The organism is Georgenia sp. AZ-5 (genome assembly GCF_043952095.1).
Classification (GTDB): Bacteria; Actinomycetota; Actinomycetes; order Actinomycetales; family Actinomycetaceae; genus Georgenia.
Genome location: NZ_JBINOU010000001.1, coordinates 3,180,039 through 3,204,457, shown reverse-complemented (window position 1 = coordinate 3,204,457; position 24,419 = coordinate 3,180,039). Strand labels below are relative to the sequence as shown.

28 protein-coding genes are annotated in these 24,419 nt (G+C 74.1%); 10 read left to right on the top strand and 18 right to left on the bottom strand.

What is annotated here, in order from left to right; translation table 11 throughout:
• The first annotated feature begins 51 nt into the window (after nucleotides 1–51).
• Nucleotides 52–891 carry an LLM class flavin-dependent oxidoreductase gene (locus tag ACF0H8_RS15045; protein ID WP_395289703.1) on the top strand — a complete coding sequence of 280 codons (840 nt, stop codon included), beginning with the start codon at nucleotides 52–54 and terminating at the stop codon, nucleotides 889–891.
• Nucleotides 892–1,106: 215 nt separating this feature from the next.
• On the opposite strand, the gene ACF0H8_RS15040 is transcribed toward ACF0H8_RS15045, so the two are convergent.
• Nucleotides 1,107–1,340, bottom strand: coding sequence for a hypothetical protein (locus tag ACF0H8_RS15040; protein WP_395289702.1), 234 nt, complete (start codon nucleotides 1,338–1,340; stop codon nucleotides 1,107–1,109).
• Between the two features lie 175 nt (nucleotides 1,341–1,515).
• Here ACF0H8_RS15040 and ACF0H8_RS15035 point away from each other — a divergent pair, with 175 nt between their 5' ends.
• Together ACF0H8_RS15035 and ACF0H8_RS15030 are read left to right on the top strand one after the other, a co-directional pair.
• Entirely contained in the window at nucleotides 1,516–2,058 is a 543-nt protein-coding gene (locus ACF0H8_RS15035) for a CGNR zinc finger domain-containing protein (RefSeq protein WP_395289701.1), read from the top strand.
• Nucleotides 2,059–2,121: 63 nt separating this feature from the next.
• On the top strand, nucleotides 2,122–2,481 hold the full coding sequence (locus ACF0H8_RS15030; RefSeq protein ID WP_395289700.1) for a cupin domain-containing protein: 360 nt from the start codon (nucleotides 2,122–2,124) through the stop codon (nucleotides 2,479–2,481).
• Nucleotides 2,482–2,684: 203 nt separating this feature from the next.
• On the opposite strand, the gene trxA is transcribed toward ACF0H8_RS15030, so the two are convergent.
• From trxA to ACF0H8_RS15015, 3 genes are all read right to left on the bottom strand, one after another.
• On the bottom strand, nucleotides 2,685–3,059 hold the full coding sequence (gene trxA, locus ACF0H8_RS15025) for a thioredoxin (protein WP_395289699.1): 375 nt from the start codon (nucleotides 3,057–3,059) through the stop codon (nucleotides 2,685–2,687).
• 209 nt (nucleotides 3,060–3,268) lie between these two features.
• Nucleotides 3,269–3,418 carry a hypothetical protein gene (locus ACF0H8_RS15020; RefSeq protein WP_395289698.1) on the bottom strand — a complete coding sequence of 50 codons (150 nt, stop codon included), beginning with the start codon at nucleotides 3,416–3,418 and terminating at the stop codon, nucleotides 3,269–3,271.
• 113 nt (nucleotides 3,419–3,531) lie between these two features.
• Nucleotides 3,532–4,353, bottom strand: coding sequence for an alpha/beta fold hydrolase (locus ACF0H8_RS15015; protein ID WP_395289697.1), 822 nt, complete (start codon nucleotides 4,351–4,353; stop codon nucleotides 3,532–3,534).
• A gap of 213 nt (nucleotides 4,354–4,566) precedes the next feature.
• Between ACF0H8_RS15015 and ACF0H8_RS15010 the strand changes: the two genes are divergently transcribed.
• Entirely contained in the window at nucleotides 4,567–5,901 is a 1,335-nt protein-coding gene (locus tag ACF0H8_RS15010) for a glutamate-5-semialdehyde dehydrogenase (RefSeq protein WP_395289696.1), read from the top strand.
• 32 nt (nucleotides 5,902–5,933) lie between these two features.
• On the opposite strand, the gene ACF0H8_RS15005 is transcribed toward ACF0H8_RS15010, so the two are convergent.
• Nucleotides 5,934–6,305: a DNA alkylation repair protein gene (locus ACF0H8_RS15005; RefSeq protein WP_395289695.1), complete on the bottom strand. Its 372-nt coding sequence runs from the start codon at nucleotides 6,303–6,305 to the stop codon at nucleotides 5,934–5,936.
• A 117-nt stretch (nucleotides 6,306–6,422) separates the two neighbouring features.
• On the opposite strand from ACF0H8_RS15005, the gene ACF0H8_RS15000 reads away from it, so the two are divergent.
• Genes ACF0H8_RS15000 through ACF0H8_RS14985 form a run of 4 tightly spaced genes read left to right on the top strand, consistent with a single transcriptional unit; the run spans nucleotide 6,423 to nucleotide 11,224 of the window.
• Nucleotides 6,423–7,400, top strand: coding sequence for an AAA family ATPase (locus ACF0H8_RS15000; RefSeq protein WP_395289694.1), 978 nt, complete (start codon nucleotides 6,423–6,425; stop codon nucleotides 7,398–7,400).
• A complete protein-coding gene (locus tag ACF0H8_RS14995; RefSeq protein ID WP_395289693.1) occupies nucleotides 7,397–8,626 on the top strand; it encodes a DUF58 domain-containing protein in 1,230 nt (409 codons plus the stop codon). Before ACF0H8_RS15000 ends, ACF0H8_RS14995 begins: the two co-directional genes overlap by 4 nt.
• A complete protein-coding gene (locus ACF0H8_RS14990; RefSeq protein ID WP_395289692.1) occupies nucleotides 8,623–11,004 on the top strand; it encodes a transglutaminaseTgpA domain-containing protein in 2,382 nt (793 codons plus the stop codon). Before ACF0H8_RS14995 ends, ACF0H8_RS14990 begins: the two co-directional genes overlap by 4 nt.
• A gap of 19 nt (nucleotides 11,005–11,023) precedes the next feature.
• A complete protein-coding gene (locus ACF0H8_RS14985) occupies nucleotides 11,024–11,224 on the top strand; it encodes a hypothetical protein (RefSeq protein ID WP_395289691.1) in 201 nt (66 codons plus the stop codon).
• On the opposite strand, the gene ACF0H8_RS14980 is transcribed toward ACF0H8_RS14985, so the two are convergent.
• From ACF0H8_RS14980 to ACF0H8_RS14940, 9 genes are all read right to left on the bottom strand, one after another.
• Nucleotides 11,221–11,976 (bottom strand): SDR family NAD(P)-dependent oxidoreductase, encoded by a 756-nt coding sequence (locus tag ACF0H8_RS14980; protein WP_395289690.1) that lies wholly within the window; start codon nucleotides 11,974–11,976, stop codon nucleotides 11,221–11,223. The genes ACF0H8_RS14985 and ACF0H8_RS14980 overlap by 4 nt on opposite strands.
• Nucleotides 11,977–11,985: 9 nt before the next feature.
• Nucleotides 11,986–12,393, bottom strand: coding sequence for a heme-binding protein (locus ACF0H8_RS14975; RefSeq protein WP_395289689.1), 408 nt, complete (start codon nucleotides 12,391–12,393; stop codon nucleotides 11,986–11,988).
• 52 nt (nucleotides 12,394–12,445) lie between these two features.
• Nucleotides 12,446–13,867 (bottom strand): MFS transporter, encoded by a 1,422-nt coding sequence (locus tag ACF0H8_RS14970; RefSeq protein ID WP_395289688.1) that lies wholly within the window; start codon nucleotides 13,865–13,867, stop codon nucleotides 12,446–12,448.
• Nucleotides 13,868–13,888: 21 nt separating this feature from the next.
• Nucleotides 13,889–14,710, bottom strand: a complete 822-nt coding sequence (locus ACF0H8_RS14965; RefSeq protein ID WP_395289687.1) for an IclR family transcriptional regulator — start codon at nucleotides 14,708–14,710, stop codon at nucleotides 13,889–13,891.
• A gap of 88 nt (nucleotides 14,711–14,798) precedes the next feature.
• A complete protein-coding gene (locus tag ACF0H8_RS14960; RefSeq protein ID WP_395289686.1) occupies nucleotides 14,799–15,614 on the bottom strand; it encodes a cyclase family protein in 816 nt (271 codons plus the stop codon).
• Between the two features lie 61 nt (nucleotides 15,615–15,675).
• Complete coding sequence (locus ACF0H8_RS14955) at nucleotides 15,676–15,879, bottom strand: 4-oxalocrotonate tautomerase family protein (RefSeq protein ID WP_395289685.1); 204 nt, start codon at nucleotides 15,877–15,879, stop codon at nucleotides 15,676–15,678.
• 12 nt (nucleotides 15,880–15,891) lie between these two features.
• Nucleotides 15,892–17,613 carry a GMC family oxidoreductase gene (locus ACF0H8_RS14950; protein WP_395289684.1) on the bottom strand — a complete coding sequence of 574 codons (1,722 nt, stop codon included), beginning with the start codon at nucleotides 17,611–17,613 and terminating at the stop codon, nucleotides 15,892–15,894.
• Between the two features lies 1 nt (nucleotide 17,614).
• On the bottom strand, nucleotides 17,615–18,211 hold the full coding sequence (locus tag ACF0H8_RS14945; protein WP_395289683.1) for a gluconate 2-dehydrogenase subunit 3 family protein: 597 nt from the start codon (nucleotides 18,209–18,211) through the stop codon (nucleotides 17,615–17,617).
• Between the two features lie 196 nt (nucleotides 18,212–18,407).
• Nucleotides 18,408–18,737, bottom strand: a complete 330-nt coding sequence (locus ACF0H8_RS14940) for a YciI family protein (RefSeq protein WP_395289682.1) — start codon at nucleotides 18,735–18,737, stop codon at nucleotides 18,408–18,410.
• Between the two features lie 94 nt (nucleotides 18,738–18,831).
• Between ACF0H8_RS14940 and ACF0H8_RS14935 the strand changes: the two genes are divergently transcribed.
• Complete coding sequence (locus ACF0H8_RS14935; protein ID WP_395289681.1) at nucleotides 18,832–19,884, top strand: Gfo/Idh/MocA family protein; 1,053 nt, start codon at nucleotides 18,832–18,834, stop codon at nucleotides 19,882–19,884.
• Between the two features lie 33 nt (nucleotides 19,885–19,917).
• Here the strand turns inward: ACF0H8_RS14935 and ACF0H8_RS14930 are convergent, their stop codons facing one another.
• From ACF0H8_RS14930 to ACF0H8_RS14920, 3 genes are read right to left on the bottom strand one after another with little or no spacing between them, the layout of a single operon-like run.
• Complete coding sequence (locus tag ACF0H8_RS14930) at nucleotides 19,918–20,664, bottom strand: MBL fold metallo-hydrolase (protein WP_395289680.1); 747 nt, start codon at nucleotides 20,662–20,664, stop codon at nucleotides 19,918–19,920.
• Nucleotides 20,661–21,035 (bottom strand): RidA family protein, encoded by a 375-nt coding sequence (locus ACF0H8_RS14925; RefSeq protein ID WP_395289679.1) that lies wholly within the window; start codon nucleotides 21,033–21,035, stop codon nucleotides 20,661–20,663. The genes ACF0H8_RS14930 and ACF0H8_RS14925 overlap by 4 nt, the downstream gene beginning before the upstream one ends.
• The gene (locus ACF0H8_RS14920; RefSeq protein WP_395289678.1) at nucleotides 21,032–22,216 is read right to left on the bottom strand and encodes a M20 family metallopeptidase; all 1,185 of its coding nucleotides are present in this window, start codon (nucleotides 22,214–22,216) and stop codon (nucleotides 21,032–21,034) included. The genes ACF0H8_RS14925 and ACF0H8_RS14920 overlap by 4 nt, the downstream gene beginning before the upstream one ends.
• Before the next feature lie 90 nt (nucleotides 22,217–22,306).
• Between ACF0H8_RS14920 and ACF0H8_RS14915 the strand changes: the two genes are divergently transcribed.
• Nucleotides 22,307–23,491 (top strand): pyridoxal-phosphate dependent enzyme, encoded by a 1,185-nt coding sequence (locus tag ACF0H8_RS14915; protein WP_395289677.1) that lies wholly within the window; start codon nucleotides 22,307–22,309, stop codon nucleotides 23,489–23,491.
• Nucleotides 23,492–23,569: 78 nt separating this feature from the next.
• On the opposite strand, the gene ACF0H8_RS14910 is transcribed toward ACF0H8_RS14915, so the two are convergent.
• Nucleotides 23,570–24,298, bottom strand: coding sequence for a GntR family transcriptional regulator (locus tag ACF0H8_RS14910; protein ID WP_395289676.1), 729 nt, complete (start codon nucleotides 24,296–24,298; stop codon nucleotides 23,570–23,572).
• Nucleotides 24,299–24,419: the final 121 nt, after the last annotated feature.

The window sequence follows — 24,419 nt, the reverse complement described above, 5'->3', positions numbered from 1 at the left end:
GGGCCGGCCAAGGGCCTTCCGGCGGGGTGCGCCGGCCAATACGGTCACGCCATGAAGTTCGGCCTGATCGGAACCTTCGGCTCCGCCCAGCAGATGGTCGACCTCGCCGTCGAGGCCGAGCGCGCCGGCTGGGACGGGTTCTTCGCCTGGGACGGCATCAGCGTCGGCGCGATCGACACCTTCGACCCGTGGACCCTCCTCGGCGCCATCGCCGTGAAGACCTCGCGCATCCGGCTCGGCGCCATGGTCTTCTCGCTGGCGCGCCGGCGGCCGTGGAAGGTGGCCAGGGAGGCGCTCACGGTCGACCATCTCAGCGGCGGGCGGCTGGTCATCCCGGTCGGCCTGGGCGCGACGGACGACGGCGGGTACAGCCGCGTCTCGGGCGACGACGTCGAGCGCCGCACGCGCGCCGAGCGCCTCGACGACGCCCTCGCCATCCTCGACCTGGCGTGGAGGGGCGAGACGTTCAGCTACACCGGCAAGCAGTATCAGGTGCGTGACCTGGTCTTCCGGCCCAGGCCGGTGCAGCGGCCCCGGGTCCCGGTCTGGATCGTCGGCGTGTGGCCGGCGCCCCGGTCGATGCAGCGTGCGATCGCGTGGGACGGCATCCTGCCCTCGCGTCACGGCGACCCCTTCGAGCCGCTGACCCCGCAGGAGCTGCGCGCGATCGCGGACCATGTGGCGGAGCGGCGCGCCGCGGCGGGCCTGTCGGGCCCGTACGACATCGTGGTGGAGGGCGTGCTCCCCGAGGAGCCGGCCCAGGCGCGGGAAAGGGTCCGGGCCCTCGAGGAGGCCGGCGTCACCTGGTTCGTCGAGTCGCGGTGGGAGGGCGAGGGCGCCACGCCCGAGAAGCTCCTGGAGCGCGCGCGGCAGGCCCCGCCGGCGGGGTAGGGCGGGGTCTGCGAAGAACCGCACGCGGGGACGTCGTGCGTCCCGCCCCAGCCAGACGGGAGTCGCACGGCGAGCTCGGCCACGTCTTGCGCTCCGCCCGGTCAGGCTGGATGGAGCGCCGGAGTGTCCACCGGAGCATCGTGGTCCTCCTTCGGTGCTGACGTCGCGGTTCGTGGTGTGCGGGTACCGGTCGGCCGGCGGTCATGACGCGGCGGTCATGACGCGCGCGGCACGTCCGGTGCCTGGACGGCGGTGCGCGTCGCGCGCCGAGCGGTGAGCGCCAGCAGCGTGCGCACACGGCGCGTGAGGCGGCCCCACAGGCGGGTCCGAGCGCGCCCGCGCGCCACCCGGGGGAGCTCTGCGAGCCGCCGCTGGTGCTCGGCGGCGGCCAGGAGCTCCTGGTAGCGGATGTTGTCCAGCAGGCCCGAGTAGGCCCAGGTGTGGTCCACGGTCGTCCCCTCGTCCTCGTGGCTGACGGCGCGGGTCGCTCCGCGACCCTCGGTCGCCCTCGGCGACCCGTTCGGCGGCGGTCACCCGCCTCCGCGGGCGTAACCATATGAAGCTGAGACAGTGGTTACACCTCTCGTAACCACATGCAAACACCTATCGGGTTACACTTGTCCCGTGAGTGCGGTCCCGCGGCTGGAGGTTGACCAGGTCCTCGACCTGGTCAACCACTACGCGCGCCGGGCCCGGACGGCCGCGGGCGACGAGGACAAGGGCTTCCGCCCGCTCGGCGAGGTGCTCGGTGCCACCGCGGGCAACGTGCCGGAGCTGGACGAGGCGACCCTGCACGCCCTCGCCGACGAGGCGTACGAGGTATTCGTCAAGGCGCACGGCGGGGACGACGTCGGCCCGGTCCTCAACGAGATGCTGGCGCGGTCGGCACCCACGCCGCGGCTGGCGGACGACGGCTCGGTCGCCTGGGAGGCCGCCGGCGGGGACAACGTGCTGCGCGCCGCGCTCGCGGTGCCGCTGCTGAACTGGCTCCACACACGCGGCGCGGACCGGCTGGGGCTGTGCGAGGGCATCGACTGCGCCGACGCGTTCGTCGACGCCTCCTCGGCGGGACGCCGCAAGTACTGCTCGTCCACCTGCCTCAACCGGCACAAGGTGGCTGCCTACCGGCGCCGCGCCGCCGAGCAGGGGTCGAAGGCCGGGCGCTGACCGTACAGTGCCCGGCCGTCGCCGAAGGGGCAGACTTCATGCAGGCGGGACGAGGAGGTCCACATGCACGTCATCGAGCGGGTGCTGCCCGACGGCACCGCGTTGCAGTCCTTCGAGGGGCGCGAACACTCCAGCGGGGTGTCGATCATCTTCGTGAGCACGTCCGAGGTCGGGGCCGGTCCGTACCGGCACGAGCACCCGTACTCCGAGACGTTCGTGATCCACGCCGGCAGCGCGCTCTTCACCGTCGGCAAGCAGCAGGTCACCGCCGTCGCCGGGCAGGTGCTGGTGGTGCCCGCCTACACGCCGCACAAGTTCTCGGTGCTGCCGAGCGGGCTGTTCGAGTCGACCAACATCCACGCCAACGACACCTTCATCACGACGTGGCTGGAGGGCCCGCAGGCGGACCCGCTGGCGAGCTGAGGCGCCCCGTGCGAGGCCACCCAGGCGTGGCCCTGACTCCCGATGCCGATGCCGATGATGCCGGATCGCGGGGAGCCGAGCCCCAGCCCCCGCAGCCGGGCATGCGACGAGCGGGGCGCCCGGTGGACGCCCCGCTCGTCGGAGGATGCTGCGGCCCTGGGCCGCAGGCCGTGCTCGGTGCGGCGGTGTGCCGCACGGCCGGGTCAGTGCTGGTGAGCGGTCTCGTGCTCGGCGATCTGCTTGCGCACGTCGTCCATGTCCAGGCCCTTGACGCCCTCGACCAGCTGCTCGAGGCTCTTCGCCGGCAGCGCGCCGGCCTGGGAGAACACCAGGATGCCGTCGCGGAAGGCCATGAGGGTGGGGATCGCCGTGATCTGCAGCTGCGCGGCGAGCTCCTGCTCGGCCTCGGTGTCGACCTTGGCGAAGGTGATGTCGGTGTGGGCCTCGGAGGCCTTCTCGTAGATGGGTGCGAACATCTTGCACGGGCCGCACCAGTCGGCCCAGAAGTCGACCAGGGTGATGCCCTCGCCGCTGACCGCGCTCGCGAACTCCTCGGTGGTCAGGTTCTTCGTCGCCATGCTGTGTCTCCTTCACGGGTGGCTTCGCGGGTACAACAACGCCGGGCCGAAAACATTCCGCCGCCCGTCCGTCGCCCTCGCGGCACGCCGCCCACCCCATGGCGTGCGACCGGCGGACGCGCCCGCGTCCGCCGGTCAGCAGGTCGTCCCGGCGTCAGGCAGCAGCCGGTCGTCGACGGCAGGTCGCCCCGCCGCCAGGCACCGGCCGATCAGCCCCGCGGCTTGCCGCGGCGCTCCGAGAGCTTGGCCAGCATCTCGCGGGCCTTGCGCTGGTTCTCGGGCTTGGCGGCTTCCCGCTTGATGATCTGCGCTGCCTTCAGTGCCAGGCCACCCTTGATGGCCTTGCCGAAGAACCCCATCGTCCACCTCCGTCGTCGGGGGGCGGGCCGCACCGGCCCACCGGTTTCCGACGTTACGTGACGCCTCCCCGCGCGGCCACCGGAGCGAGCCGTCGCCGCTCGTCAGGAAGCCGTCACAGCTCGTGGTCCTGCGGCTTGAGCGACTGGAGGAAGTCGTTCAGGACGGCATTGACCGCCTCCGGGGCGTCGACGGTCGCCAGGTGCCCGGCGTCGGGGACGACCACCTGCCGGGTCAGCTCGCGCGGCGCCCAGCGGCGCATCGAGCTGGCCACGATCCCGGTGCGGTCGTGCTCGCCGCGCACCAGGCACAGCGGCACCGGCGTGCGGTAGAAGCGCTTGCGGTCGTGGAAGCGCAACCCCGCGGTCCACAGGTCGGCGAGCCGTGCGGGCTCCACTGACGCGAAGGCGCGCGCGGCGTAGGCCCGGCCGGCGCGAGTGACCGCCGAGCGCTCCACGAGCACCCGCCGCACGCCGGCCGCCGGCAGGCGGTGCAGCACCGCCTTCTTGGCCGCCGCCCTCAGGCGCTCGGTGAGCGTCACCCGCCCGGCGTCCGAGCCGGCGCCGATGACGACCAGCCCGCGCACGTGCTCGGGGCGGCGGCGTGTGAAGGCCTGGCTGATGTGCCCGCCCAGGCCGTGCCCGACGAGCACCGGCCGCACGATCGCGAGGCGGTCGAGCAGCTCCGCGAGGTCGTCCACCAGAAGCTCGGGGTCGAACGGACCGTCCCACGGCCGGGAGAGCCCGTGCCCGCGCAGGTCCCAGGTGATGATCCGGTACCCGGCGTCGAGGAGGAACTTCGCCTGGCTGTCGAACACGGAGTGGTCGGTGCCCGCGCCGTGCGTGAGGACCACCGGCCCGCCGTCGCCATGGTTCCAGTAGCGCAGGCCGCAGCCGCGCACCTGCATGGTTTCGCCGGGACCGGACAGGGATGCCATGGACGAAATCTAACGAACATCGCCACATTGCTTCTCATCGGGGCATCCCCCGGCCCCCTCGCCAACCGGAGGACGACGACGCCCGCGGCACCGGCCATTCCGGGGCCAGGTCGGTCACGGCCGCCCGGGATGCGTCCGAGTGCCCCGGGGGAGCCGCCCACCAGGTGAGCGCGGCGCTACCCGGGGATGTGGCCGGGTCCTACGCTTGCGGTCATGAGCGACATCCTGGTCACCCCCGCGCAGGAACCGGCCTCGGCCGCCGCCGGGAGCGCGCCCGAGCCGGGCGACGTCCGCACCGCCGTCGCCGACGTCGCCCGCGCGGCCAAGAGGGCCTCGCGCGCCCTGGCCACCGCCACCCGCGCGACGAAGGACTCCGCGCTGCACGCCATGGCGGACGCCCTGGTGGCGCAGGGCGCCCGGATCATCGAGGCCAACGCCGCCGACCTCGAGCGCGGCCGTGCGGGGAACATGCGGACGTCCCTGCTGGACCGGCTGGCGCTGGACGAGGCGCGCATTGCCGCCATCGCCGAAGCCCTGCGCGAGCTCGCGGGGCTGCCCGACCCCGTCGGCGAGGTCGTGCGCGGCTCCACGCTCCCCAACGGGCTGCGGCTGCGGCAGGTGCGCGTGCCGATGGGCGTCGTCGGGATGATCTACGAGGCCCGCCCGAACGTCACCGTGGACGCCGCCGGGCTGGCGCTGAAGTCGGGCAACGCCGTCATCCTGCGCGGCGGCTCCGCGGCGGCCGCCTCCAACGAGGTCATCGTCGAGGTGCTGGGGGACGCGCTGGCGGCCCAGGGCCTGCCGCGCGACCTCGTGCAGTCCATCGACGCGCACGGCCGCGCCGGCGCCGTCGAGCTCATGCGCGCCCGCGGGCTGGTGGACGTGCTCATCCCGCGCGGCGGCGCGGACCTGATCCAGACGGTCGTGCGCGAGTCCCTCGTGCCGGTGATCGAGACCGGCGTGGGCAACTGCCACGTCTACGTCGACGCCGGCGCCGACGTGGCCCAGGCGGTGCCGATCGTGCTCAACTCCAAGACCCAGCGCACCGGCGTCTGCAACGCCGCCGAGACCCTGCTGGTCCACCGCGACGTCGCCGCCGAGTTCCTGCCCGCCGTCCTCGAGGCCCTGAGGGCCGAGGAGGTGACCGTCCACGGTGACGAGGCCACGGCCGCCGCGGCGCCCGAGGGGCTGCGGTTCGAGCCCGCCACCGAGGTGGACTGGGGCACCGAGTACCTCTCGCTGGACCTGGCCGTGAAGGTCGTGGACTCCCTGGACGAGGCGCTCGAGCACATCGGCCGGTACTCCTCGGGGCACACCGAGGTCATCTGCACCCGGGACCTGGCCGCGGCCCGCCGCTTCACCACCGAGCTCGACGCCGCCGCGCTGATCGTCAACGCCTCCTCCCGGTTCACCGACGGCGGGCAGCTCGGCCTGGGCGCGGAGATCGGCATCTCCACGCAGAAGCTGCACGCCCGTGGCCCGATGGGGCTGGCGGAGCTGACGACCACCACCTGGATCGTGGAGGGCGACGGTCAGATCCGCGGGTGACAGCCGCTCCGGACATCCGGGCCGCCGCCACGTCACGGGCCGGGGACAAGTGACCGGTCGCAACACGAGTGACCGGGGTGACGCAGGTACAGGTCCACGAGCTCCCGGCGCCGCTCCTCGGTGGTCCGCCGCCGTGCGGCCTGCAGCGCCATGACGCTCAGGGCACCGGCGCGGGCCTCGTGGAAGGGGCTGGCCAGCAGCGTCTCGATCTCGGCCAGATCCATCGCCGCGAACTCCCGGGCGAGCGCGTTGACCGGTCCCATCCGCGCGCCGAGGAAGCGGTCGCCCCAGCCGTACCCGCCGGGCCCCGTGCGGAAGTACCGCGCGAGCTGCTCGGCGTCGGAGGGCGAGGCGTGCCCGCGCAGCCGCTCGAGGAACCGCTCCGCCGTCGGTGTGCCGCCCACGGCCCCGAGGATCCCACGGCAGCGCCGCGCACGGGCGCCCGCGACGTGACTCGCGCCCGTCACCTTCGGCCGTCGATACCTGTTCCGAACGGCGCTGCCATGAGGCAACATCGGCGCATGGAACCCGTGGTCGCCGACGTCGACATCGAGCTCGCGCACCTCCACGCCGTCGTCGGCGAGGCGCACCGCGCCATGACCGACGTGATCCAGGGCAAGCACCACGCCGTGCGCACGGCGCTGACCGTGCTGCTCGCCGGGGGGCACCTGCTCATCGAGGACGTCCCCGGCGTGGGCAAGACGCTGCTCGCCAAGACCCTCGCCCGCACCATCGACTCGACCGTGCGGCGCATCCAGTTCACCCCGGACCTGCTGCCCTCGGACATCACCGGCGTGAGCGTGTTCAACCAGGACACCCACGCCTTCGAGTTCCGACCGGGTGCGATCTTCGCCAACGTCGTCGTCGGCGACGAGATCAACCGCGCCTCCCCGAAGACGCAGTCCGCGCTGCTGGAGTCCATGGAGGAGCGGCAGGTCACCGTCGACGGGCACACCTACCGGCTGCCCGACCCGTTCATCGTGATGGCCACGCAGAACCCGCTGGAGATGGAGGGCACCTACCCGATGCCCGAGGCGCAGCGGGACCGGTTCATGGCGCGCATCTCCATGGGCTACCCCTCGCCGCGCGCCGAGCTGGAGATGCTCCAGACGCACGGCGCCGGCGCGCCGCTGGACGAGCTGCGGCCCGTCACCGACGCCGCCACCGTCGCCGGCCTGGTCGGCACGGTCCAGCGCCTCTACGCCAGCCCGGCGGTGCACCAGTACGTCGTCGACCTGGTCACCGCCACCCGCGCCAGCCGGTACCTGCGCCTGGGCGCCTCGCCCCGCGCGGGCCTGCAGCTGCTGCGCGCCGCCCGCGCGCACGCCGCCCTGGAGGGGCGTGACCACGTGCTGCCCGACGACGTCCAGCACCTCCTCGTGCCCGTCCTGGCCCACCGGGTGCTGCTGGCCAGCGAGGCCGAGCTCGGCGGCCTCGGTGCCGCCGAGGTGCTCACCGCCCTGCTCGACGACGTGCCCGTCCCGAGCCGGCCGCGATGACCCTGCCCGGCCTGACCACCCGGGGGACGGTGTTCGCCGTCGCCGGGGTGGCGGCCGCCGTCCTGGCCCTGATCCTGGGCTACCCGGACATCACCCGGATCGGGGTGTTCCTCGCGGCGCTGCCGGTGCTGTCGGTCCTGACGAGCCTGCGCCGCACCCCGCACCTGGCCGTGCGGCGCACCGTCAGCCCGGCGGTGCTGCACCCGGAGGAGGAGGCGCTGGTGCGGGTGGAGGTGCGCAACACCGGCCGGCGCACGAGCCTGCCGTTCGTCGCCGAAGAGGCCCTCGACGACGTCCTGGGCCCGCCGCCGGCCTTCCTGCTGCCGGCGCTGCCGCCGGGCGGGGAGCACGTGGTCACCTACCGCGTGCGGCCGGGCCGGCGCGGCGTGTACCGCATCCGCAGCCTGGGGGTGGAGCTGGAGGACCCCTTCGGGCTCAGCCGCTCCCGGTTCGCGCTGGGCCACGCGGCGGAGTTCCTCGTGCTGCCCCGGGTGCACCCGCTGGGCGCCCTGCGCCTGGGCCGGCCCGGCGACGCGGGGGAGTGGCCGGTGCCGCGGGGCGTGGCCCCGCAGGGCGACGACGACGTCAGCACCCGGCCCTACCACCACGGCGACGACCTGCGCCGCGTCCACTGGCCGGCCACCGCGCACCGCGGCGAGCTGATGGTGCGCCAGGAGGAGCGCCCGGCGCGGCGCCGCGCCACCCTGGTGCTGGACGGCCGCGCGTCCGCCCACCGCGGCCGTGGTCTCGCGAGCTCCTTCGAGTGGGCGGTCTCCGCCGTCGCCTCCGCCGCGGTGCACCTGGCCGCAGCGGGCTGGTCCCTGTCCCTGGTCACCGCCGAGACGGTGCGCGAGGGAACCGCCGGCCACGTGCGCGACCTCGAGTCCGTGCTGCGCGAGCTCGCCCTGGCCGGCCTGCACCCCGGCGACCTGGAACCGGTGCTGCGGGCGGCGCGCGAGGTCCCCGCCGGCGCCGTCGTGGCCGCCGTCGCGGACGACGTCGCCGCCGGCCGGCTGCTGCCCGCCCGCCCGCGCGGCGCCGACGGCGTCCTGCTGCTCCTGGACACCGCCACCTTTGACGGCGTCGCGCCCGCCGGGCGCGCCGAGGACGCCGCGCACCGCGCCCCTGGCGCCGGCTGGCGCGCCGCGCCCGTGCACGCCGGCGACGGCGTGGCGGCGGCCTGGCGCCGCGCCGTCGCCGCCGCCCCGCTGGTGGTGGCCCCGTGAGCCCGGGCGCCGCGGGCACGCGGTGGGACGACCGCACGGGGGACGCCACCAACCCGTGGGACGACGGGATGGGTGAGCACCCTGCCCCGCGGTGGGGCGATCCCGCCGCGGCACGGTGGGGCGACGCGGTGCTGGCCGCACTGGCCACCGCGGTCGCGGCGTGGCCGGTGGGGCCGCTGCTGCGGGAGGCCACCTGGGTGCCCGCCACCCTGCTGGCCCTCGTGGTCGTCGTCGTCGCCGGCTCGCTCGCCCGCCGCGCCCGGCTGGGGGCCGGGCGCGTCCTGCTCGCGCAGGCCGCCGCGGTCGCCCTGCTCACGTCCTGGTTGCTGCTGCCCGGGCAGCACTGGTACGGGCTGCCGCTGCCCGGCGCCGGCCTCGAGGCGCTGCGGCTCGTGGACCAGGGGCTGGCGACGATCCGGGACGACGTCGTACCGGTGGCGGCCAACCCGGGCATGACCTTCGTGGTGGTCACCGCGCTGTGCGCGGTGGCCCTGGCGGTGGACCTGATCGGGGTGACCCTGCGCTCGCCGGCGCTGGCGGGGCTGCCGCTGCTGCTCGTGGTGACGATCGGCGCCTCGGGCACCGGGGAGCCGCTGCACCCTCGGTACTTCCTCACCGCCGTCGTGCCCTGGCTGGTGCTGCTGGGCCGGCACGGCGCGGGCAGCCTGCGCGTCTGGCGCGACCGCGTGCACCCGGCCTCGGCGGGGCTTCGCCGCAGCGCGCACCGCTACGCGGGGTGGGGCCGGTCCCTGGCCGGGGCCGCCGTCGTCCTCGCCGTGCTCGTGCCGGCGGCGCTGCCGCACCGGGCCCCGGTCACGCTGGTGCAGGCGCTCAACCGGGCCGCCGGCGTCGGCGACGACGGCGAGGTGACGTTCACCGAGACGCTCGACCTGTCCGCCGACCTGGCCAGCCGCAGCCCGCGCCCGGTGCTGCGCTACCGCACCGACGACGCCCAGGGCGTCCCCCTGCGCGTGACGGCGAGCATGACCTACGACGGCCGGCGCTGGCAGCCCGCCGACGACGTGCTTGCCGACGCCGGGCAGCCGCCCGGCCCGCCGGCGGGCATGGAGACGGAGCTGCACGCCCTCACCGTCTTCCACAACGAGTTGCGCGCCCCCCAGGTCGCGGTGCCGTACCCGCTGCTCGGCGCCGACTTCGGGCAGATCCCGTGGGCGGTGGACGAGGCGACGGGCGTCGCGACGGTCGCCGAGCATCCCGGCAGCTACGAGGCGGTCTACTGGCGTCCCGCCGGGGACCTGCCCGACGGCGCCGGCACCGGCCCGGTGCCCGAGCTGGACCCGCGCACCCTCGAGCTGGACCCGGCCTCGCACGACCTCGTGGTCGCGCTCGCCACGGACGTCGCCGGGGGCGCCGCCACCCAGGTGCAGGCGGCCATGGCCATCCAGTCCTACCTGCGCGGCAGCGCCTTCACCTACTCCCTGACCCTCGCCCCGCCGGTCGACGGGCCGGACGGCGCCCCGCTCGACCCGATCAGCCACTTCCTCGAGACGAAGGTCGGCTACTGCGTCCAGTTCGCCACGGCCATGGTGATGATGTCGCGGGCGCTCGGCATCCCCGCCCGGCTGGCCGTCGGCTTCCTCCCCGGGGCCGAGGACGACGACGGCGCCCGCACCGTGCGCGCGGCCGACGCCCACGCCTGGCCGGAGCTCTACATCACCGGCGTGGGGTGGACGCGCTTCGAGCCCACGCCGGGCGCGCGCACGGGCGTCGCCCCGGTGTACCGCACCCCCGCCGACCCGGACGCCGCGACGCCCACCCAGGCGCCGTCCGCGGCGCCGGAGGGGCCCCTGCGGGAGGACCCGGAGGACGCGGAGACCGCGGCACCGGAGCGCTCGCCGTGGGTGGCGGGCGCCGCCCAGGCGGCGACGTGGCTCGCCGGCGCCGCGCTCGCGGCCGCCGCGCTGGCCCTCGTCCCCCTCGCCGGCCGCTGGCGCCGGGGCGCCGCCCGGCGCCGCGCCGACGACGACGCCTCCGTGGTGGAGGGGGAGTGGCAGGCGCTCACCGCCTCCCTCGCCGACCTCGGGGTGCGGGCACCGCGCGGGGCCACGCCGCGCCAGGCGCAGGAGCACTACGCGAGGGCCGCGGGCCTCGACCCGCCGACCGCCGCAGCGCTGGCCCGGGCCGCCGGCCGGGTGCAGGCTGCGCGGTACGCCCCGGGCGGGGCGGGCGTGGGCACGATGGCCGAGGACGTGCGGGAGGTCGCGGGGCGGGTGCGCGCGGCGCTGCCCTGGCGCCGACGGCTGGCCGCCGCCCTGTGGCCCCGCAGCGGCACCGAGCAGCTGCGCGACCTCGGCGCGGCCGCCCATCGGCGCCTGGGCCGCCTCGCCGACTCCGTGGCCCGCCTGCTCGACCGGTGAGGGAGGTCCCGGGTGAGCTGTGCGCCCCCGGGAGGCCGGGATCCGCGCCCAGGCCCTCCTGGCCGACGGCACCCCGGTTCACGACTTCCTCGTCCGGGAGACCGCCCGGCAGCTGCACGTGGCCGACGCCCCCTCCCCAGCCGCCACCTCCGCTCTGCCCATCGGGGCGATGATCGTCGAGCGCCTGCTCCAGGCGCCCCCCGCGGCCCCGGCCGCCTAGAACCTGCCCCCGTCGACGACGAGCGCCTGCCCCGTCATGTAGGAGGAGCCGTCCGAGGCGAGGTAGACGACCAGCGGGGCGACCTCCTCCGGCGTGCCCTGGCGCCCCATCGGGACGATCTGCCTGATGGTGCGCTCCTGCTCCTCCGGCCCTCCCATGAAATCGATGGCGGGCTGGTTGAACGGCGTGTCGATCCACCCCGGGCACACACTGTTGACCCGGATGCCGTCCGGGGCCAGCTCGTCGGCGAGCGCCTTGGTGAAGGACACGATTGCGCCCTTCGACGCGGCATACGCCGTCAGGCCCGCTCCGCCCTTCACCGCCGCGAGCGAGGACATGTTGATGATGGAGCCGCCGCCGCCCTCGCGCATGAGGGGGACGGCGTGCTTGACGCCGAAGAAGCAGGACCGCGGGTTCACGGCCATCAGCAGGTCCCACTGCTCCTGCTCGAACTCCGTGATGCGGCCGGACCGCTGAGCACCGGCGTTGTTGAACAGCACGTTCAGCCCGCCGAGGGCCTCCGCGCCTTCCCTCACGAGCGCCGCCACCTCGCTCTCCTGGGTGACGTCGCACCGAACGAAGTGCGCATCCCCGCCCTGCTCGCGGATCTCCGTGACGGTGCGCCGGCCGGCCTCCTCGTTGATGTCGGCGACGACGACTCCCGCGCCTTCCCGGGCGAACATGCGGGCGGTGACGGCGCCGATCCCCGTCGCCGCGCCGGTGATGATCGCCTTCTTGCCCTCGAGCTGCATCGCTCCTCCCTACGGTGAGGCGAGCGCCGCGGCGGCGGCAGCCGCGATCTCGTCGTCCTGGTCAACCGTGCCGCCGGCAACACCGACGGCGCCGACCACCTCTCCGTCCACCTCGAGCACCCGCCCGCCGCCGAACGTCACGAGGGGGCGCAGGTGGGTGTGCTCCAGGCCGTACAGGGGTGCTCCCGGCTGCGTGAGCGGAGCGATGTCCTTCGTCGCCATCCGCATCGAGCAGGCGGTGTAGGCCTTGCCCGCCGAGATCTCGGTGCTCGCCAGCAGGGCGCCGTCCTGGCGGGCGAAGGCGATGAGCTCCCGCCCCTCGTCGACGATCGCCACGCTCGAGGCCGAACCGATCTCGGTGGCCTTCTGCAGCGCCGCCTCCAGCGCTTGCCGTGCTCGCTCGTAACCCAGTCCCATCAGTCTTCACTCCTCGTCGAGTCGGACAGGTGCACGGCCGGGTGGCCGTGGCTCACTCCTGGGGCAGACCGCGGCGCACGTGGGTCCGCTCCCGGGAGACCAGGGCACGGTCGCGCTCCTTGTAGCGGCCGACCGTCTCGCGGGTGAACAGGGCGATGATGATCGCCGAGATCAGCGCCACGGCGATCAGGAAGTAGAGCGCGTAGAAGTACCCGGTCGCAACCTCGAAGCCCCCGCCCACCCCGATCAGGAAGCCGATGACGAGCGGGGAGACGCCTCCGACGTAGAGGAAGAACAGGAGGATGGAGTTCGCGGTCCCCATCGCCCCGGGCTCCGCCGAGTCCGACCCGAAGGCGTACAGGACGGGGAAGATGGCGTTCGTGGCGAGGCCGGCGAAAAGCTGGACGGCGATCAAGATTCCGAGGCCCTCTGCCGAGAAGCGGAGCAGGTACAGCCCGACCGCCAGCCAGGTGAAGGCGATGATCAGGCTCACCTTGCGGCCGATGTAGTCCGACACGATGCCCCAGAAGATCTGGCCGATGCCTCCGGTGATCGTGAAGACTGCGCTGTACGCCGCGGCCTGGGCGAAGCTGAACCCGCCCACGAATGCGATGTACTGCGGCAGCCAGAAACTGATGCCCGTGTAGATCATGATGCCGAACATCGACGCCAGGGCGGGGACGAGGATGTTCGGGTTGGCCAGGCTTCGGCGCAGCGCGCCTGCCTCGGCGCGGTGCTGCTCGGCGCCGGCTCCTCGCGCCAGCGGCTTGGTCAGCCCAGCCGCTTGGGTGTCGCGCTCGAACCGCTCGTAGCGCCGCGGGGAGCTGTACCACCACCAGCCGATCCAGATGGGAATCATCGCCAGCGGGATGATGAGGAACACGTAGCGCCAGTTCTCCGATCCGAAGTAGGCGAGGATGGCGCCCGTCGCGATGGCACCGAGGCCGGTTCCCCACGGGTAGGCGGCGTGCTGGATGCCCAGGGCCAGCCCACGCTTCTCCACGGGGAACCACTCGGCCATCGAGGTGACCTCGACCGCCTCGCCCGCACCGCCGAACGCGTTCTTGATCGACTGCACCACGACGACGTGCCAGATGGTTTTCGTGAGCGCCGCGATGCCCGTGAGGATCGAGAACAGGAAGTAGCCCGCGGCCACGATGGCGTTGCGGTACTTCCGCGCCCAGCCGTGCCCGCCCTTGTCGAACCAGGGCCCGGCCGGGATGGCGACCAGGGCGGTGGCCACCGTGACGATCGTGCTGACGACGCCGGCCCTGGCGGGTGTCAGCTCGAACTCCTCGACCATCGGGGGGAGCACGTAGTAGAAGATCTGGCGGGTGTTGGCGTTCATCGCGTACACCAGCCACAGGAAGACCAGGGCCCCGATCGCCGTCGCCGGGATGCGCGCACGCTTCTTCCGGCCCTCCTCGGGGAGTCGCTGCGCGGGCCCGGCGACGGGCTCGTCCGTCCCTGCCATGTCGCCTTCTCCTTCGTCGCGTCAAGCCGTCTTCGTGATGCTCGTGCCGGTAATCCCCGGCACCGGTTCCTCCGACGCCCGGGTGGCCGCCGTGGCCACGGCCTCCGATGCCCGGGCGGCGGCGACGACCACGGCCTCGCACAGGGCGTCCGCCTGTGGTTCGAAGCGGGACGAGGGCACGCACACCGCGATCGCCGCACTCACCGGGCGGCGCGGGTCGTTACCGCGCACAGGCGCGGCGACACCGCAGACGCCCTCACGCAGGCGCTCCCGGTTGATCGCGTAGCCCTTGCGTCGCACCGACCGGATCGCCTCCCACACAGCCTCTGGGGAGGTGGGGGTGTGCGAGGTGTACCGGGCCAGGCCTGCCGTGATGATCTCCCGGATCTCAGCGTCGGGCAGGTGCGCCAGCAGCACCATGCCGGTCGAGACCGCGTGCATCGGCATGAGCCGCCCCAGGGAGTATGTCGCAAGCACCGGGTGGGGGCTGTCGAGCTTCTCCACGACGACCGCCTTGTCTCCCTCGCGGACGGCCAGCAGCACGGTCTCCTCGGTCTTGCGCCACAGCCATCTCATCGCCGGCCAGCACGCCTCGGTCAGGCAAGCCGCGGCCCCTGCCTGCTGGGCGAGGCGGCTCGGCGCCGGTCCGAACCCGTAGCGCGCGGTGATGGGGTCCTGGACCACGTACCCGCGGGCGCGGAGCGTGGTGAGGAGCCGGTGCATCGTCGCCTTCGACACCCCGAACTGCCGGCTGAGGCTCGTCAGCGTCTGCGGCTCCGGGGCGGCGGCGAGCTGCTCCAGCACCGCAAGGGCCTGGTCAACCGACTTCAGCGTGCCGGTCATGGACTGACCATCGATTCGGGCCATGCCGCCGTCAACCCCGTTCCACGTCGAGGAACACCCCGCCCGGATCTCCGGTGCTGCGTGCCGCTCATCCCGGAGCCACCGCCAGCGGACGGACCGGCGAGCCGGTGACCCCAACCATCTTCAGCGGCAGGCACACGAAGACGAACTCGCGGCGCCCCGCTGCCGCGAGCTCTTCCAGCCGCAGGTTCTCGATGATGTAGATGCCGTTCCGCACGATCAGGATGACGTGGCCGGGAAGGCTGCCGCGCTGAGGCTCGGCGACCTCGGCGGCGTCCCACGCGACGTTGTCCGCCCCCACCGCGAGCACGTGGCGACCGGCGAGCCACTCCGACGCCTCGGCCGAGATGCCGGCACCGCGCAGGTACTCCTCCGCGTCCCGCCAGTGGGCGCCGGTACCGGTCCGGACCAGGACGACGTCCCCGGCGCCCACCGTGACGCCCTGCTCCTCGGCGGCGGCCCGCAGCTCGTCCGCGCCGACCAGGTCCCCGGCCGGCAGCCGGTCCACCCCCCGGTACCGGGCGACGTCGACCAGCACACCGCGGGCGATCATCGGCCCGATCGTCTCCACCCCAAGCTCCGTGAAGCCGGTCGAGGTCTGGACGCGGGAGTCCGCGTGGTGGCCGCCGAACATCTTCAGGTCTTCTGCCTGGTGGCACAGGGCGTCGATGTGCGTGCCGGAGTGCTCGGCGGTGACGATGAGCCCCGAGGCGCTGGTCCTGGCCTCGCCGAGGCCGGCCTCGTGGCGGCGGTGGAGGGCGTAGACGAAGCCGGGACGGTGCGCGGCGAAGATTGGGGCCCCTGCGTACCGGGGCTGCTCCAGGTCGAAGACGGCGGCCCGGGCCAGCGTCGACAGCAGCGTGGCCACCGGCTGCGCTGTCATGTCACGTCTCCCTCGCGCTCAGGTCCTTCGGCACAGGACGGCCGCATCGGCGGCGGGGCGCTCACTCGCCGGGGGATGCCAGCTCGTCGGCGAGCACCCGGCCGCCCTGCCCCCAGCTGCGCGGGTCGACCTCGTCCAGGAGGACGACCACGCGTTCGCGTTCCGAACCGAGGACCTGGGTGATGACGTCGGTGATCTCTTGGATCAGACGGCGCTTGTCATCCTCGGACCGGCCGGCGCGCATGTGCACCTCGACGACGGGCATCAGCGGGTCCTCTCATCGCGTGGGCGCCTGCGTCGCCACCTTCGCCCCGACCTCGGTGCGAAGGTGCTCGGCGGCGATGTACGCCAGCGCGTAGATCGTCAGCGTGGGGTTGTAGCCACCGTACGTGGGGAACTGGCCACCTCCGAGCACGTACAGGTGCGGCACCGTGTGGCACTGGCCGTACCGGTCCACGACCGAGGTGCCGGGGTCGTCCCCCATGCGGTGGGTCCCCACCTCGTGAGTGGAGAGGTGGTACGCGGGGGCGGTCGGCGCCTCCCAGTACTCCCGCATGCTCATCTCCGCCGCGATCTGGCGCTTCTTGACCTGCATGAACGTCACGTCCCGCTCGTCGCGCGGCGTCCAGTCGTGGGTGATCCGCAGCGCGGGCTCGCCGAAGGAGTCCTTGACCTGCGGGTCGAGGTCGCAGAAGAACTCCTCGCGCGGGAACGTCGCCGTCTGGTGGTACATGCTGAAGGTGCGCCGGTAGTTCTCGCGCATCCAGTCCTTGAACCCCTGCCCGAACTTCGGCGCCGACTCCGGCATGTTCCGGGTTGCCTCCAGGGGCTGGACGTCACCACCGAAGCCGATGATGGGGCTGCCCCACATGGTGCCGTCCTGGCCGCAGACGAGCTCGGAGGTGTAGTCGTCGATCACGCTGGTGGCGACGGCGGGTCCCGCGAAGGGGTTGGTCCACTCGGGGAGCGTCCCGGTGAACCACCCGTAGTTGTGCGTCATGAAGTACTTCCCGACCATGCCGTTGCCGTCGATGCCGGAGACAAGCAGCAGCCGGGTGTTCTCCAGTGCGTACGCCGCCAGCACCACGTAGTCGGCGTCGATCTCCCGCTCCTCCTCCCGGACCAGGTCGCGGTAGTGCACGCCCGAGGCTCGCCCGGAGGCGTCACGCTTGACGGCGAAGACACGCGAGTAGGGGCGGATGTCGAGGTTGCCGGTGTCCAGCGCCCGGGGGATCAGCGCGACCGCGCTGCTGGACTTGGCGGCCACGTGGCAGGGGTAGTCGCGGCAGAACCCGCAGTACACGCAGGCGCTGCGGCCCTGGTACTCCACCGAGTTGATCGCGGCGGGCGCGGGGAAGGGGTGCAGGCCCAGCCGTCTCGCAGCGTCTGTGAAGGGCTTGTCGGCCGCCGTCATGCGTAACGGAGGCATCGGGTAGTCACGCTTGCGCGGCGGCTCGAACGGGTTGCCGCCCTCTTGAAGCTCCCCGTTGAGGTTGCCTGCCTTGCCGGCCACGCCGATCTCGTACTCGGCTCGCTCATAGTAGGGCTCGAGGTCGTCGTACCCGTAGGGCCAGTCCACGATCGCGGTGCCGGCCACCGCATCCTCGCCGAGGCGCTCGACCAGCGTGGAGCGCAGCCGCAGCTCGGCGTCCCGGAACCGCCACGCCCAGGCTGCCCAGTGGATCGTCCCGCCGCCCACCCCGATCGACGGCGGCACGAACAGGGGGCCCAGCGCCATCGGTCCGGTGGACCAGGGCAGCACGTGCGCCGTCGCGTCGGCGTTCGGGCGCCAGGTCATGGGGTCGGAGCCCATGTGGGGAGAGATGTCCATGCGGACGTGGTAGCGCAGCTCGTCGTGCTTGATCTCGACGTCCTGGTCCGCGTAGCGCTGCCCCTTCTCCAGGGCCACCACCCGCATGCCGGCCTGCGCGAGCTCGCTCGCCATCACCCCGCCGGCCGCGCCGAGGCCGACGACCACCACGTCAGCGCGCTCAGCCATCTCAGCTGCCTCCTCGCTGCTGCTCTCGCTGGTTCCGTAGGTCTTGCAGCGTCACGGTCGGAAGGGCCGTGGAGTCGAAGCCGTACTGCATCTCGGCCTCGCCGTAGCCCCAGTGGGCTCCGGGGAAGCCCACCATGCGCCAGCCCACCGCGTCCTTGTTGCCCCCGTACACCGGGTCACCGAACGTGCCCTCGACGACGTGCTGGCGCACGACCGCGAAGAAGTACGGCAGGAAGCCGATGTCCTGCGGTTGCTCGGGTGCCTCGGCCCGCTCCTCGGCGATGGCGGACTCGGCCTCGTCCTTCGCCAGGCCCTCGAGGACGCCGTCCTGCTCCGTCTCCCCGAGGTCCGCGAAGCCGCGCCCGTGCCGCTCGGTGCAGGCGTCGTCGAGGGCGGCCAGGCCCGTGCGGTACAACCGCTGGAGGTGCTTGTAGGGGCCGGCCAGGGCCCGGTCGATGTAGACCACCGCCCCGGCCTCGCGCGCCCCGGGATCCTCCGCCGAGCCGGGGATGATGCGGCCGGCCAGCGCGTCGACGGTCGCTGCCTCGTGCGCGTTGAGGAAGGTGATCGCTCCGGGTGAGCCACCGCTGGCGTTCATGGCACGCCTCCCTTGGCGTCGCCGTGCTGGCCCCACCCCGCCGCCGGGTCCTCATGACCCGCAACCGGGGCGAGAAGCCACATCAGTCCCGAGGATCAGCCCGGCCACCGCGGGCGTCAACAGTGTTCCTCCATGGGGAACGAGTACCCAGCCCGGGCCCGGCGTCCGTGCGGGCGATGCGGCAGGCGGCCTCGCCTCACGCCTCCCGGAGCCGCCGGATCTCCACGGCGCCGTACCGGGCGACGGGATGGCGGGAGGCAACGTCGACGGCCTCGTCCAGGTCGGCGCAGTCGATGAGCGCGTACCCGGCGATGACCTCCTTCGTCTCGGCGTAGGGACCGTCGGAGAGCTGCACCTTCTCGTCCCGGACCCGGACCGTCGTCGCCTCCTGGTGCGGCCGCAGCTGGCTCGTGCTGCGCATGACGCCCCGGCGCTCGGTGTCCTCGCTCCACGTGCCGCACCCGGGCGGCACGACGTCCGGGGTGTCCTCGGCCTCGGGGACGGCGATGAGCAAGAGGTACTTCATGGATCCTCCTCGACCGGCCGGCTGCGACGAGCATGCCACTCTCCGGTGGCCGCCCGGGTCGGCGTCGGGGACGATGCTGCGCGGGAGGCGCGCCATGGAGGACGTCCCGACGAGGGTGGTCGTGGCGGGCGTCGGGCGCTTCGGCACCCTGCACGTCCGGGCCTGGACCGAGGCGGGCGCGCGCGTGGTCGGCGTCGTCGACGCCGACCCCGGGCGGGCGCGGGAGGTCGCGGCCGCCTACGCCGTGCCGGAGCACGGCGAGGACCTGCGCCGGATGGTCGCCTCGGCCCGCCCCGACGTCGTCGTGGTGGCCAGCGACGAGGCGAGCCACTCGGACCTGACCGACATCGCGCTCGAGGCCGGCTGTCACGTGTTCGTCGAGAAGCCCTTTGCGCTCGCCGTCGAGCGGGCGGTGCGCACCCGGGACCTCGCGGCCCGGGCCGGCCGGTCGGTGGTGGTGGGGCACATCTCGCGGTTCGCGGCACCGTACCGGTACATGCGGCAGGCCCTCGAGGCCGGACGCCTCGGCGAGCTGTGGGCGATGCGCCTGCGCCGGGACTTCAGCCGTGCGTGGTTCCTGGGCTTCGGGGACCGGGTGCACCCGGTGTGGGAGTCCTGCATCCACGACATCGACCTGGCGGTGTACTTCGCCGGCACCCGGGCGGCCCGCGTCGTGGCGATGCAGAGCCGCGCCGCGGGGCCGGCCGCGCCGAGCGTGGTCAGCGCGCTCGTGGAGTTCGCCTCCGGCGTGACCGCGACCATCGAGTCCGCGTGGACGGTGCCCGCCTCGGCGCCGGACACCCTCGTGGGGGCGCTCGCGCTCGACGGCGCGATCGTCGGCGAGGCCGAGCTCCTCGGCTCCGCCGGCACCCTGCGCCAGCGCCTCGTCAACGACGCCCTCACCGAGTGGGGGCCGGGCGGCAGCGTGGCCCCCGACCTGTCCCTGTGGCCGGAGATCGACGGGCGCCTGGGCGGGGCGCTGGCGACCGAGGTCGCCTACGCGCTCGACGTGTTCGCGGGGCGGCGGCCGAACACGCTCATGCCGGAGTCGGAGGCGGTCTGGGGCGTCGAGATCGCGGAGGCTATCGTCGCCTCGCTCGGGTCGGGCGCGCCGGTGGTCCTCGCCGGCCGGGCCGCCGTGCCCTGACCGGCGCTCGGCTCCGGAAGCGCGGCGCGGGCCTCAGCTGAGGAAGTTCGGCGGCGGCACCAGGCGGGCGAAGCTGCGCGCAGCGGTCTCGATCTGCCGTCGGGCGTCCGCGAGCACCGGGTCGCCGTGGCCGGGGAAGAGCTGGTCGACGTCGAGCTCGGCGAGGCGCAGCACCGTCCCCGCGTAGGCGTCCAGGCGGCAGTCCGGGATCGCCTGCATGCTGACCTTCCCGCCGGCAAAGATGAGGTCGCCGCTGAACAGCATCCGCACGCCGGCGGCCTCGACGAGGAGCACCAGATGGCCGTCGCAGTGCCCGGGCGCGTCGAGCACCTGCACGGCCAGGCCGCCGGCGTCGACCCGGTCGCCGTCGCCGACCACCTCCACCCCGGGCGCCGGCAGCAGCGCGAAGTGCTCGGGGTACACGCCCACCGCCCGGGCCCGGGCGACCTGGGTGACCTCCTCGTCCCCGCGGCCGAGCGCGTCGGCCGTGAGCCGGCTGCCGTAGGCCCGCAGCCCGTCCCCGAGGGCCCGCGCGGCGCCGCCGGCATGGTCCCCGTGGTAGTGCGTGACCACCACGCCGGCGGGCGGCGGCACGGCGCGCACGCCCCGGACGTTCGCCCGCCAGGCCTTGTGGCCCAGCCCCGATCCGGCGTCGACCAGCACGCCGCCCCGCTCGTCGCCCACCAGGTACTGGACGCAGTCGTAGGGGCTGGTGTGCGCCGGGCCCGCCCCCGGCGAGCCGACCACCCAGACGTGGTCGGTGAGCCGGACGGCGCTCACGGCCGCACGGCCATGACGTCGATCTCCACGAGGATGCCGGCGAGGGTGCTGCCGACCGTGGTGCGCACCGGGTACGGCTCGGGGAAGCGGCGCCGGTAGACGGCGTTGAAGGCGGCGAGGTCGCGGTCCAGGTGCTGCAGGTGCACGGTGCTCTTGACGACGTCCGCCAGGGTCAGCCCGGTCAGGGCGAGCGCGGCCTCGATGTTGCTGATCACTTGCTCCGTCTGGGCCTCGATGCCGTCGGGCACCTCACCGGACGTCGGGTCCTGCGGGCCGAACCCGGCGGTGACGACGATGCCCCGCGCCTCGACCACGTGGCTGTAGGGCCCGGCCGGGCGGGGCAGCTCGTCGCTCGTGATGGCGTGCCTCATGCGGGCACCTCCCTCCCGAGGTAGTCCTCGACCACGGCGGTGTAGACGTCCGCCGCCTCGGCGAGCTGAAGTACGCCCACCCGCTCGTTGGCGCCGTGCGCGACGCTGATCCACCCCGGCCCGAGGCTCGTGATGGTGGGGATGCCGCCCTGGCCCATGAAGTACGTGGCGTCGGTGCCCCCGGGGAAGGCCGCGAACGGCACGTCCCGGCCCAGCACCGCGGAGGAGGCGGCCCGGGCGGCCTGCGCCAGCGGGTGCGTCGGGTCCAGCTCGACGGCGGGCATCCAGCCCTGGGCGGTGGTGAGGTAGCGGATCTCGAACTCCGCGCTGCCCCGCAGCGTCGCGTCGGTGAGCGCGGCGACCTCGGCGTGCAGCTGCTCCTGGTCCATCCCGGGCACCAGCCGGACCTCCATCCCCACGGTGCACCGCCCGGGCCACGTGCCGTAGCTCACGCCCCCGGAGATGAAGATCCCGGGGTTCACCGTGGGGGAGCAGGGCACCGTCCCGGGCCGGGCGACCGTCGGCCGGAAGCGCTCGAAGGCCCGCAGCAGGTCCGCGGCCACGAGCGTCGCGTTGCGGCCCAGGCCGGGGGAGAGGCCGCTGTGCCCCTGGGTGGTGCGGATCTCGATCTCGAAGCAGCAGATGCCGCGCGAGACCACGTGGACGGCCTCCCAGGGCTCCGCGATGCCGCTGGGCTCGCCGATCACCAGGGCGTCCAGGCGCGGCAGGTCGCCGGAGGCGACCAGGGCCTTCGCCCCCGCGTCCGAGCCCTGCTCCTCGTCGGCGGTCAGGACCAGCGACAGGCTCCCGCGGCCGGCCGACACCGCGAACCGCTCGAGGGCGAGCATCATCGCGGCGACGCCGCCCTTCATGTCGGTCGCGCCCAGGCCGTAGGCGTCGTCGCCGTCGACCGTGAGCTCCAGCGGCGGCGTGCGCCACTGCCCGAGCGCGTCGCCCACCGGCTTGGTGTCCAGGTGGCCGGACAGACCCAGCCGGCGCCCGCCGCCCCGGTCGGCGGTGACGACGACGTTCGGCCGGCCCGCCACGGGCTCCAGGACCGCGGTGTCGAAGCCCCGCTCCCGCGCCCACGCGGTGACGAAGCCGGCGATCTCGCGCTCCTGCGGGCCGGGGTTCTGCGAGTCGATCGCGACGAGCTGACGGGTGAGCTCGAGGACGTCCATGCAGGGCCTCTCCTGCCGCGCCGGTGCGGTCTGGCTGCCGGATCGGGCCGAGCGTAACTTGTGGCCGGTGCAGCGACAATCGGCGGCCCGATGACGGGCGCCGGGCCGGGCGCCGCCCCGGGCACCGACGCCGTGGGCGCGGGCGGGCTCCGGGAGTACGAGGTCGTGTGCGTCCGGTGCGGACGGGGGCAGGCGGGCTTCGCCTACGAGTGCGCCGCGTGCGCGGGCGCCGTCGTCGTCGAGCCCGCGCGGCTCGCCGCGGCCGGTCCGTCGCCGGCCACGGGCCTGTGGCGCTGGGCCGCGCTGCTCCCGCGCACCCAGGCCGCGGTCTCGCTGGGGGAGGGGCAGACGCCGCTGGTCGAGCTGAACCTGCCGGGCGTCCCGCCCGGTGCCCGGGTCGTCGCCAAGCTCGAGACCCTCAACCCCACGCTGTCCTTCAAGGACCGCGCCATGGCGCTGGGCGCCTCGGCCGCCCTGGACCAGGGCGTGCGCGGGCTCGCGGTGGCGTCCACGGGCAACGCCGCGGTGGCCGCGGCGGCGTACGCGGCCGCGGCCGGGCTGCGCTGCCGGGTGCTCGTGGGCACGGAGTCCCGGGCGGCGAGGAAGCTGGACTCCTGCCGGGTCTACGGGCCCGAGGTCAGCGAGGTGCCGGGGGACTACAGCGCAGCCTACGCGGAGGCGCGGCAGCTTGAGGGCGCCGACTGGATGAACGTCTCCACCACCTACCGCAACCCCCTCCTGGCCGAGGCCTACCGGCCCCTCGCCCTCGAGCTGGTCGAGCAGCTGGGGGCGGCGCCGTCCGTCGTGGTCGTCCCGGTGGGCGCCGGGCCGCTCCTGCGCGGCGTCGAGCGGGGGTTCCGGGACGCGGCGGACGTCGGCGCCGCCCGGGGGACCCCGGTCATGGTGGGGGTGCAGGCCGCGGCGGTCGCGCCGCTCGCGGCCGCCTGGCGGGACGGAGACTGGACCCGGTCCCTGCGGACCGCCCGGTCCTGGGCCCCCACGGCGGCCACCGCCATCGCCGACGCCATGCGCGGGTACGAGGAGCAGGGCCTGCTCACGCTCGAGGCCGCCCGGCGCGCCGGCGGCGAGATCGCCGCGGTCGGGGAGGACGCCATCCTCGACGCCCAGGCCTACCTCGCCTCGGTCGGGCTGTGGGTCGAGCCCGCGGCGGCCACCACGCTGGCGTACCTCCGGGAGCGGCCGGCGGGCTGGTGGGACGGGCGCGACGGCGCCGTCGTGCTGGTGCTGACCGGCCACGGCATCAAGGCGAGGTGACGCGCGGCGCGGGTGCCTGCCCGATCGGTACGGCCCGTGCGACGGGCGGAGCAGTGGCGTGTGACCCGCGCGGCCCGCTCAGCGGCGCGCGGGGCTGATGCGCGTGATCGTGCTCGCCACCTCGTACCGGTCGAAGCGGTAGCGCGAGCGGACGTGCTGCATCGGGCGACCCATGGCGTCGGAGAAGGTGTCGACGATCTCCAGGGCGGGGGAGTTCTGGGGGAGTCCGAGCAGGTCGCACTCGCGCTGCGAGAGCACCACCGTGCGCACGCGGCGGAAGGTCGAGTCGGGGACCGTCCCGGTGGTCGCGAGCGCCTCGTGGACGGACCCCGTGAGATCGGCGTCGCGGAGGGCGTCGGCGAAGCGGTCTGGGTACACCCCGACCTCGTGGCACATCGGCTCGCCGTCGGCCAGGCGCAGGCGCTCGAGCAGCACCGCGCCCTCACCGGGCCGCAGCGACAGGTGCGCGACGGTGTCGAGGTCGGGTGCGATGGGCTCGAAGCGCAGCACCACCGCGGAGGGCGTGAGGCCGAGGCGGCGCATGTCCTCGCTGAAAGACGTCAGGGTCGGCCCCATCGTCACGGTCGGCCGGCTGACGTACGTCCCGCTGCCCGGCGCCCGGCGGACCCAGCCCTCGTCCTCCAGGCGGGCGAGCGCCTGCCTGGTGGTCATCACGCTCACGCCGAACTCCTCGGCCAGCGCCCGCTCGGAGGAGAGCCTCGCGCCCACGGGCATCGACGAGCAGCGCTCGCGGACGCGCGTGACTATCTCGAGGTACTTCGGCTGCGTCGTCGTCCTGCCGGCCATAGGCGTCTCGTGACCACCTCTCGTCTGGGCCAATCTACGGAACCATCCGACCGATACTACACTGTGCATAGACCGCTCTAGAGCGCTCGTGCTAGTGTTCCGATCACCAGCATACAACGGC

Bases quoted from the DNA above. Each gene is read 5' to 3' on its own strand.
- ACF0H8_RS14970 (WP_395289688.1), bottom strand. From the start codon at position 13,867: ATGGCAGGGACGGACGAGCCCGTCGCCGGGCCCGCGCAGCGACTCCCC.
- ACF0H8_RS14955 (WP_395289685.1), bottom strand. From the start codon at position 15,879: ATGCCCGTCGTCGAGGTGCACATGCGCGCCGGCCGGTCCGAGGATGAC.
- ACF0H8_RS15015 (WP_395289697.1), bottom strand. From the start codon at position 4,353: ATGGCATCCCTGTCCGGTCCCGGCGAAACCATGCAGGTGCGCGGCTGC.
- ACF0H8_RS14995 (WP_395289693.1), top strand. From the start codon at position 7,397: ATGACCCTGCCCGGCCTGACCACCCGGGGGACGGTGTTCGCCGTCGCC.
- ACF0H8_RS15030 (WP_395289700.1), top strand. From the start codon at position 2,122: ATGCACGTCATCGAGCGGGTGCTGCCCGACGGCACCGCGTTGCAGTCC.
- ACF0H8_RS14960 (WP_395289686.1), bottom strand. From the start codon at position 15,614: ATGACAGCGCAGCCGGTGGCCACGCTGCTGTCGACGCTGGCCCGGGCC.
- ACF0H8_RS14915 (WP_395289677.1), top strand. From the start codon at position 22,307: ATGACGGGCGCCGGGCCGGGCGCCGCCCCGGGCACCGACGCCGTGGGC.
- ACF0H8_RS14980 (WP_395289690.1), bottom strand. From the start codon at position 11,976: ATGCAGCTCGAGGGCAAGAAGGCGATCATCACCGGCGCGGCGACGGGG.
- ACF0H8_RS14910 (WP_395289676.1), bottom strand. From the start codon at position 24,298: ATGGCCGGCAGGACGACGACGCAGCCGAAGTACCTCGAGATAGTCACG.
- ACF0H8_RS14950 (WP_395289684.1), bottom strand. From the start codon at position 17,613: ATGGCTGAGCGCGCTGACGTGGTGGTCGTCGGCCTCGGCGCGGCCGGC.
- ACF0H8_RS14935 (WP_395289681.1), top strand. From the start codon at position 18,832: ATGGAGGACGTCCCGACGAGGGTGGTCGTGGCGGGCGTCGGGCGCTTC.
- ACF0H8_RS14920 (WP_395289678.1), bottom strand. From the start codon at position 22,216: ATGGACGTCCTCGAGCTCACCCGTCAGCTCGTCGCGATCGACTCGCAG.
- ACF0H8_RS15000 (WP_395289694.1), top strand. From the start codon at position 6,423: ATGGAACCCGTGGTCGCCGACGTCGACATCGAGCTCGCGCACCTCCAC.
- ACF0H8_RS15010 (WP_395289696.1), top strand. From the start codon at position 4,567: ATGAGCGACATCCTGGTCACCCCCGCGCAGGAACCGGCCTCGGCCGCC.
- ACF0H8_RS14940 (WP_395289682.1), bottom strand. From the start codon at position 18,737: ATGAAGTACCTCTTGCTCATCGCCGTCCCCGAGGCCGAGGACACCCCG.
- ACF0H8_RS15045 (WP_395289703.1), top strand. From the start codon at position 52: ATGAAGTTCGGCCTGATCGGAACCTTCGGCTCCGCCCAGCAGATGGTC.
- ACF0H8_RS14925 (WP_395289679.1), bottom strand. From the start codon at position 21,035: ATGAGGCACGCCATCACGAGCGACGAGCTGCCCCGCCCGGCCGGGCCC.
- ACF0H8_RS14965 (WP_395289687.1), bottom strand. From the start codon at position 14,710: ATGACCGGCACGCTGAAGTCGGTTGACCAGGCCCTTGCGGTGCTGGAG.
- trxA (WP_395289699.1), bottom strand. From the start codon at position 3,059: ATGGCGACGAAGAACCTGACCACCGAGGAGTTCGCGAGCGCGGTCAGC.
- ACF0H8_RS14975 (WP_395289689.1), bottom strand. From the start codon at position 12,393: ATGGGACTGGGTTACGAGCGAGCACGGCAAGCGCTGGAGGCGGCGCTG.
- ACF0H8_RS14945 (WP_395289683.1), bottom strand. From the start codon at position 18,211: ATGAACGCCAGCGGTGGCTCACCCGGAGCGATCACCTTCCTCAACGCG.
- ACF0H8_RS15020 (WP_395289698.1), bottom strand. From the start codon at position 3,418: ATGGGGTTCTTCGGCAAGGCCATCAAGGGTGGCCTGGCACTGAAGGCA.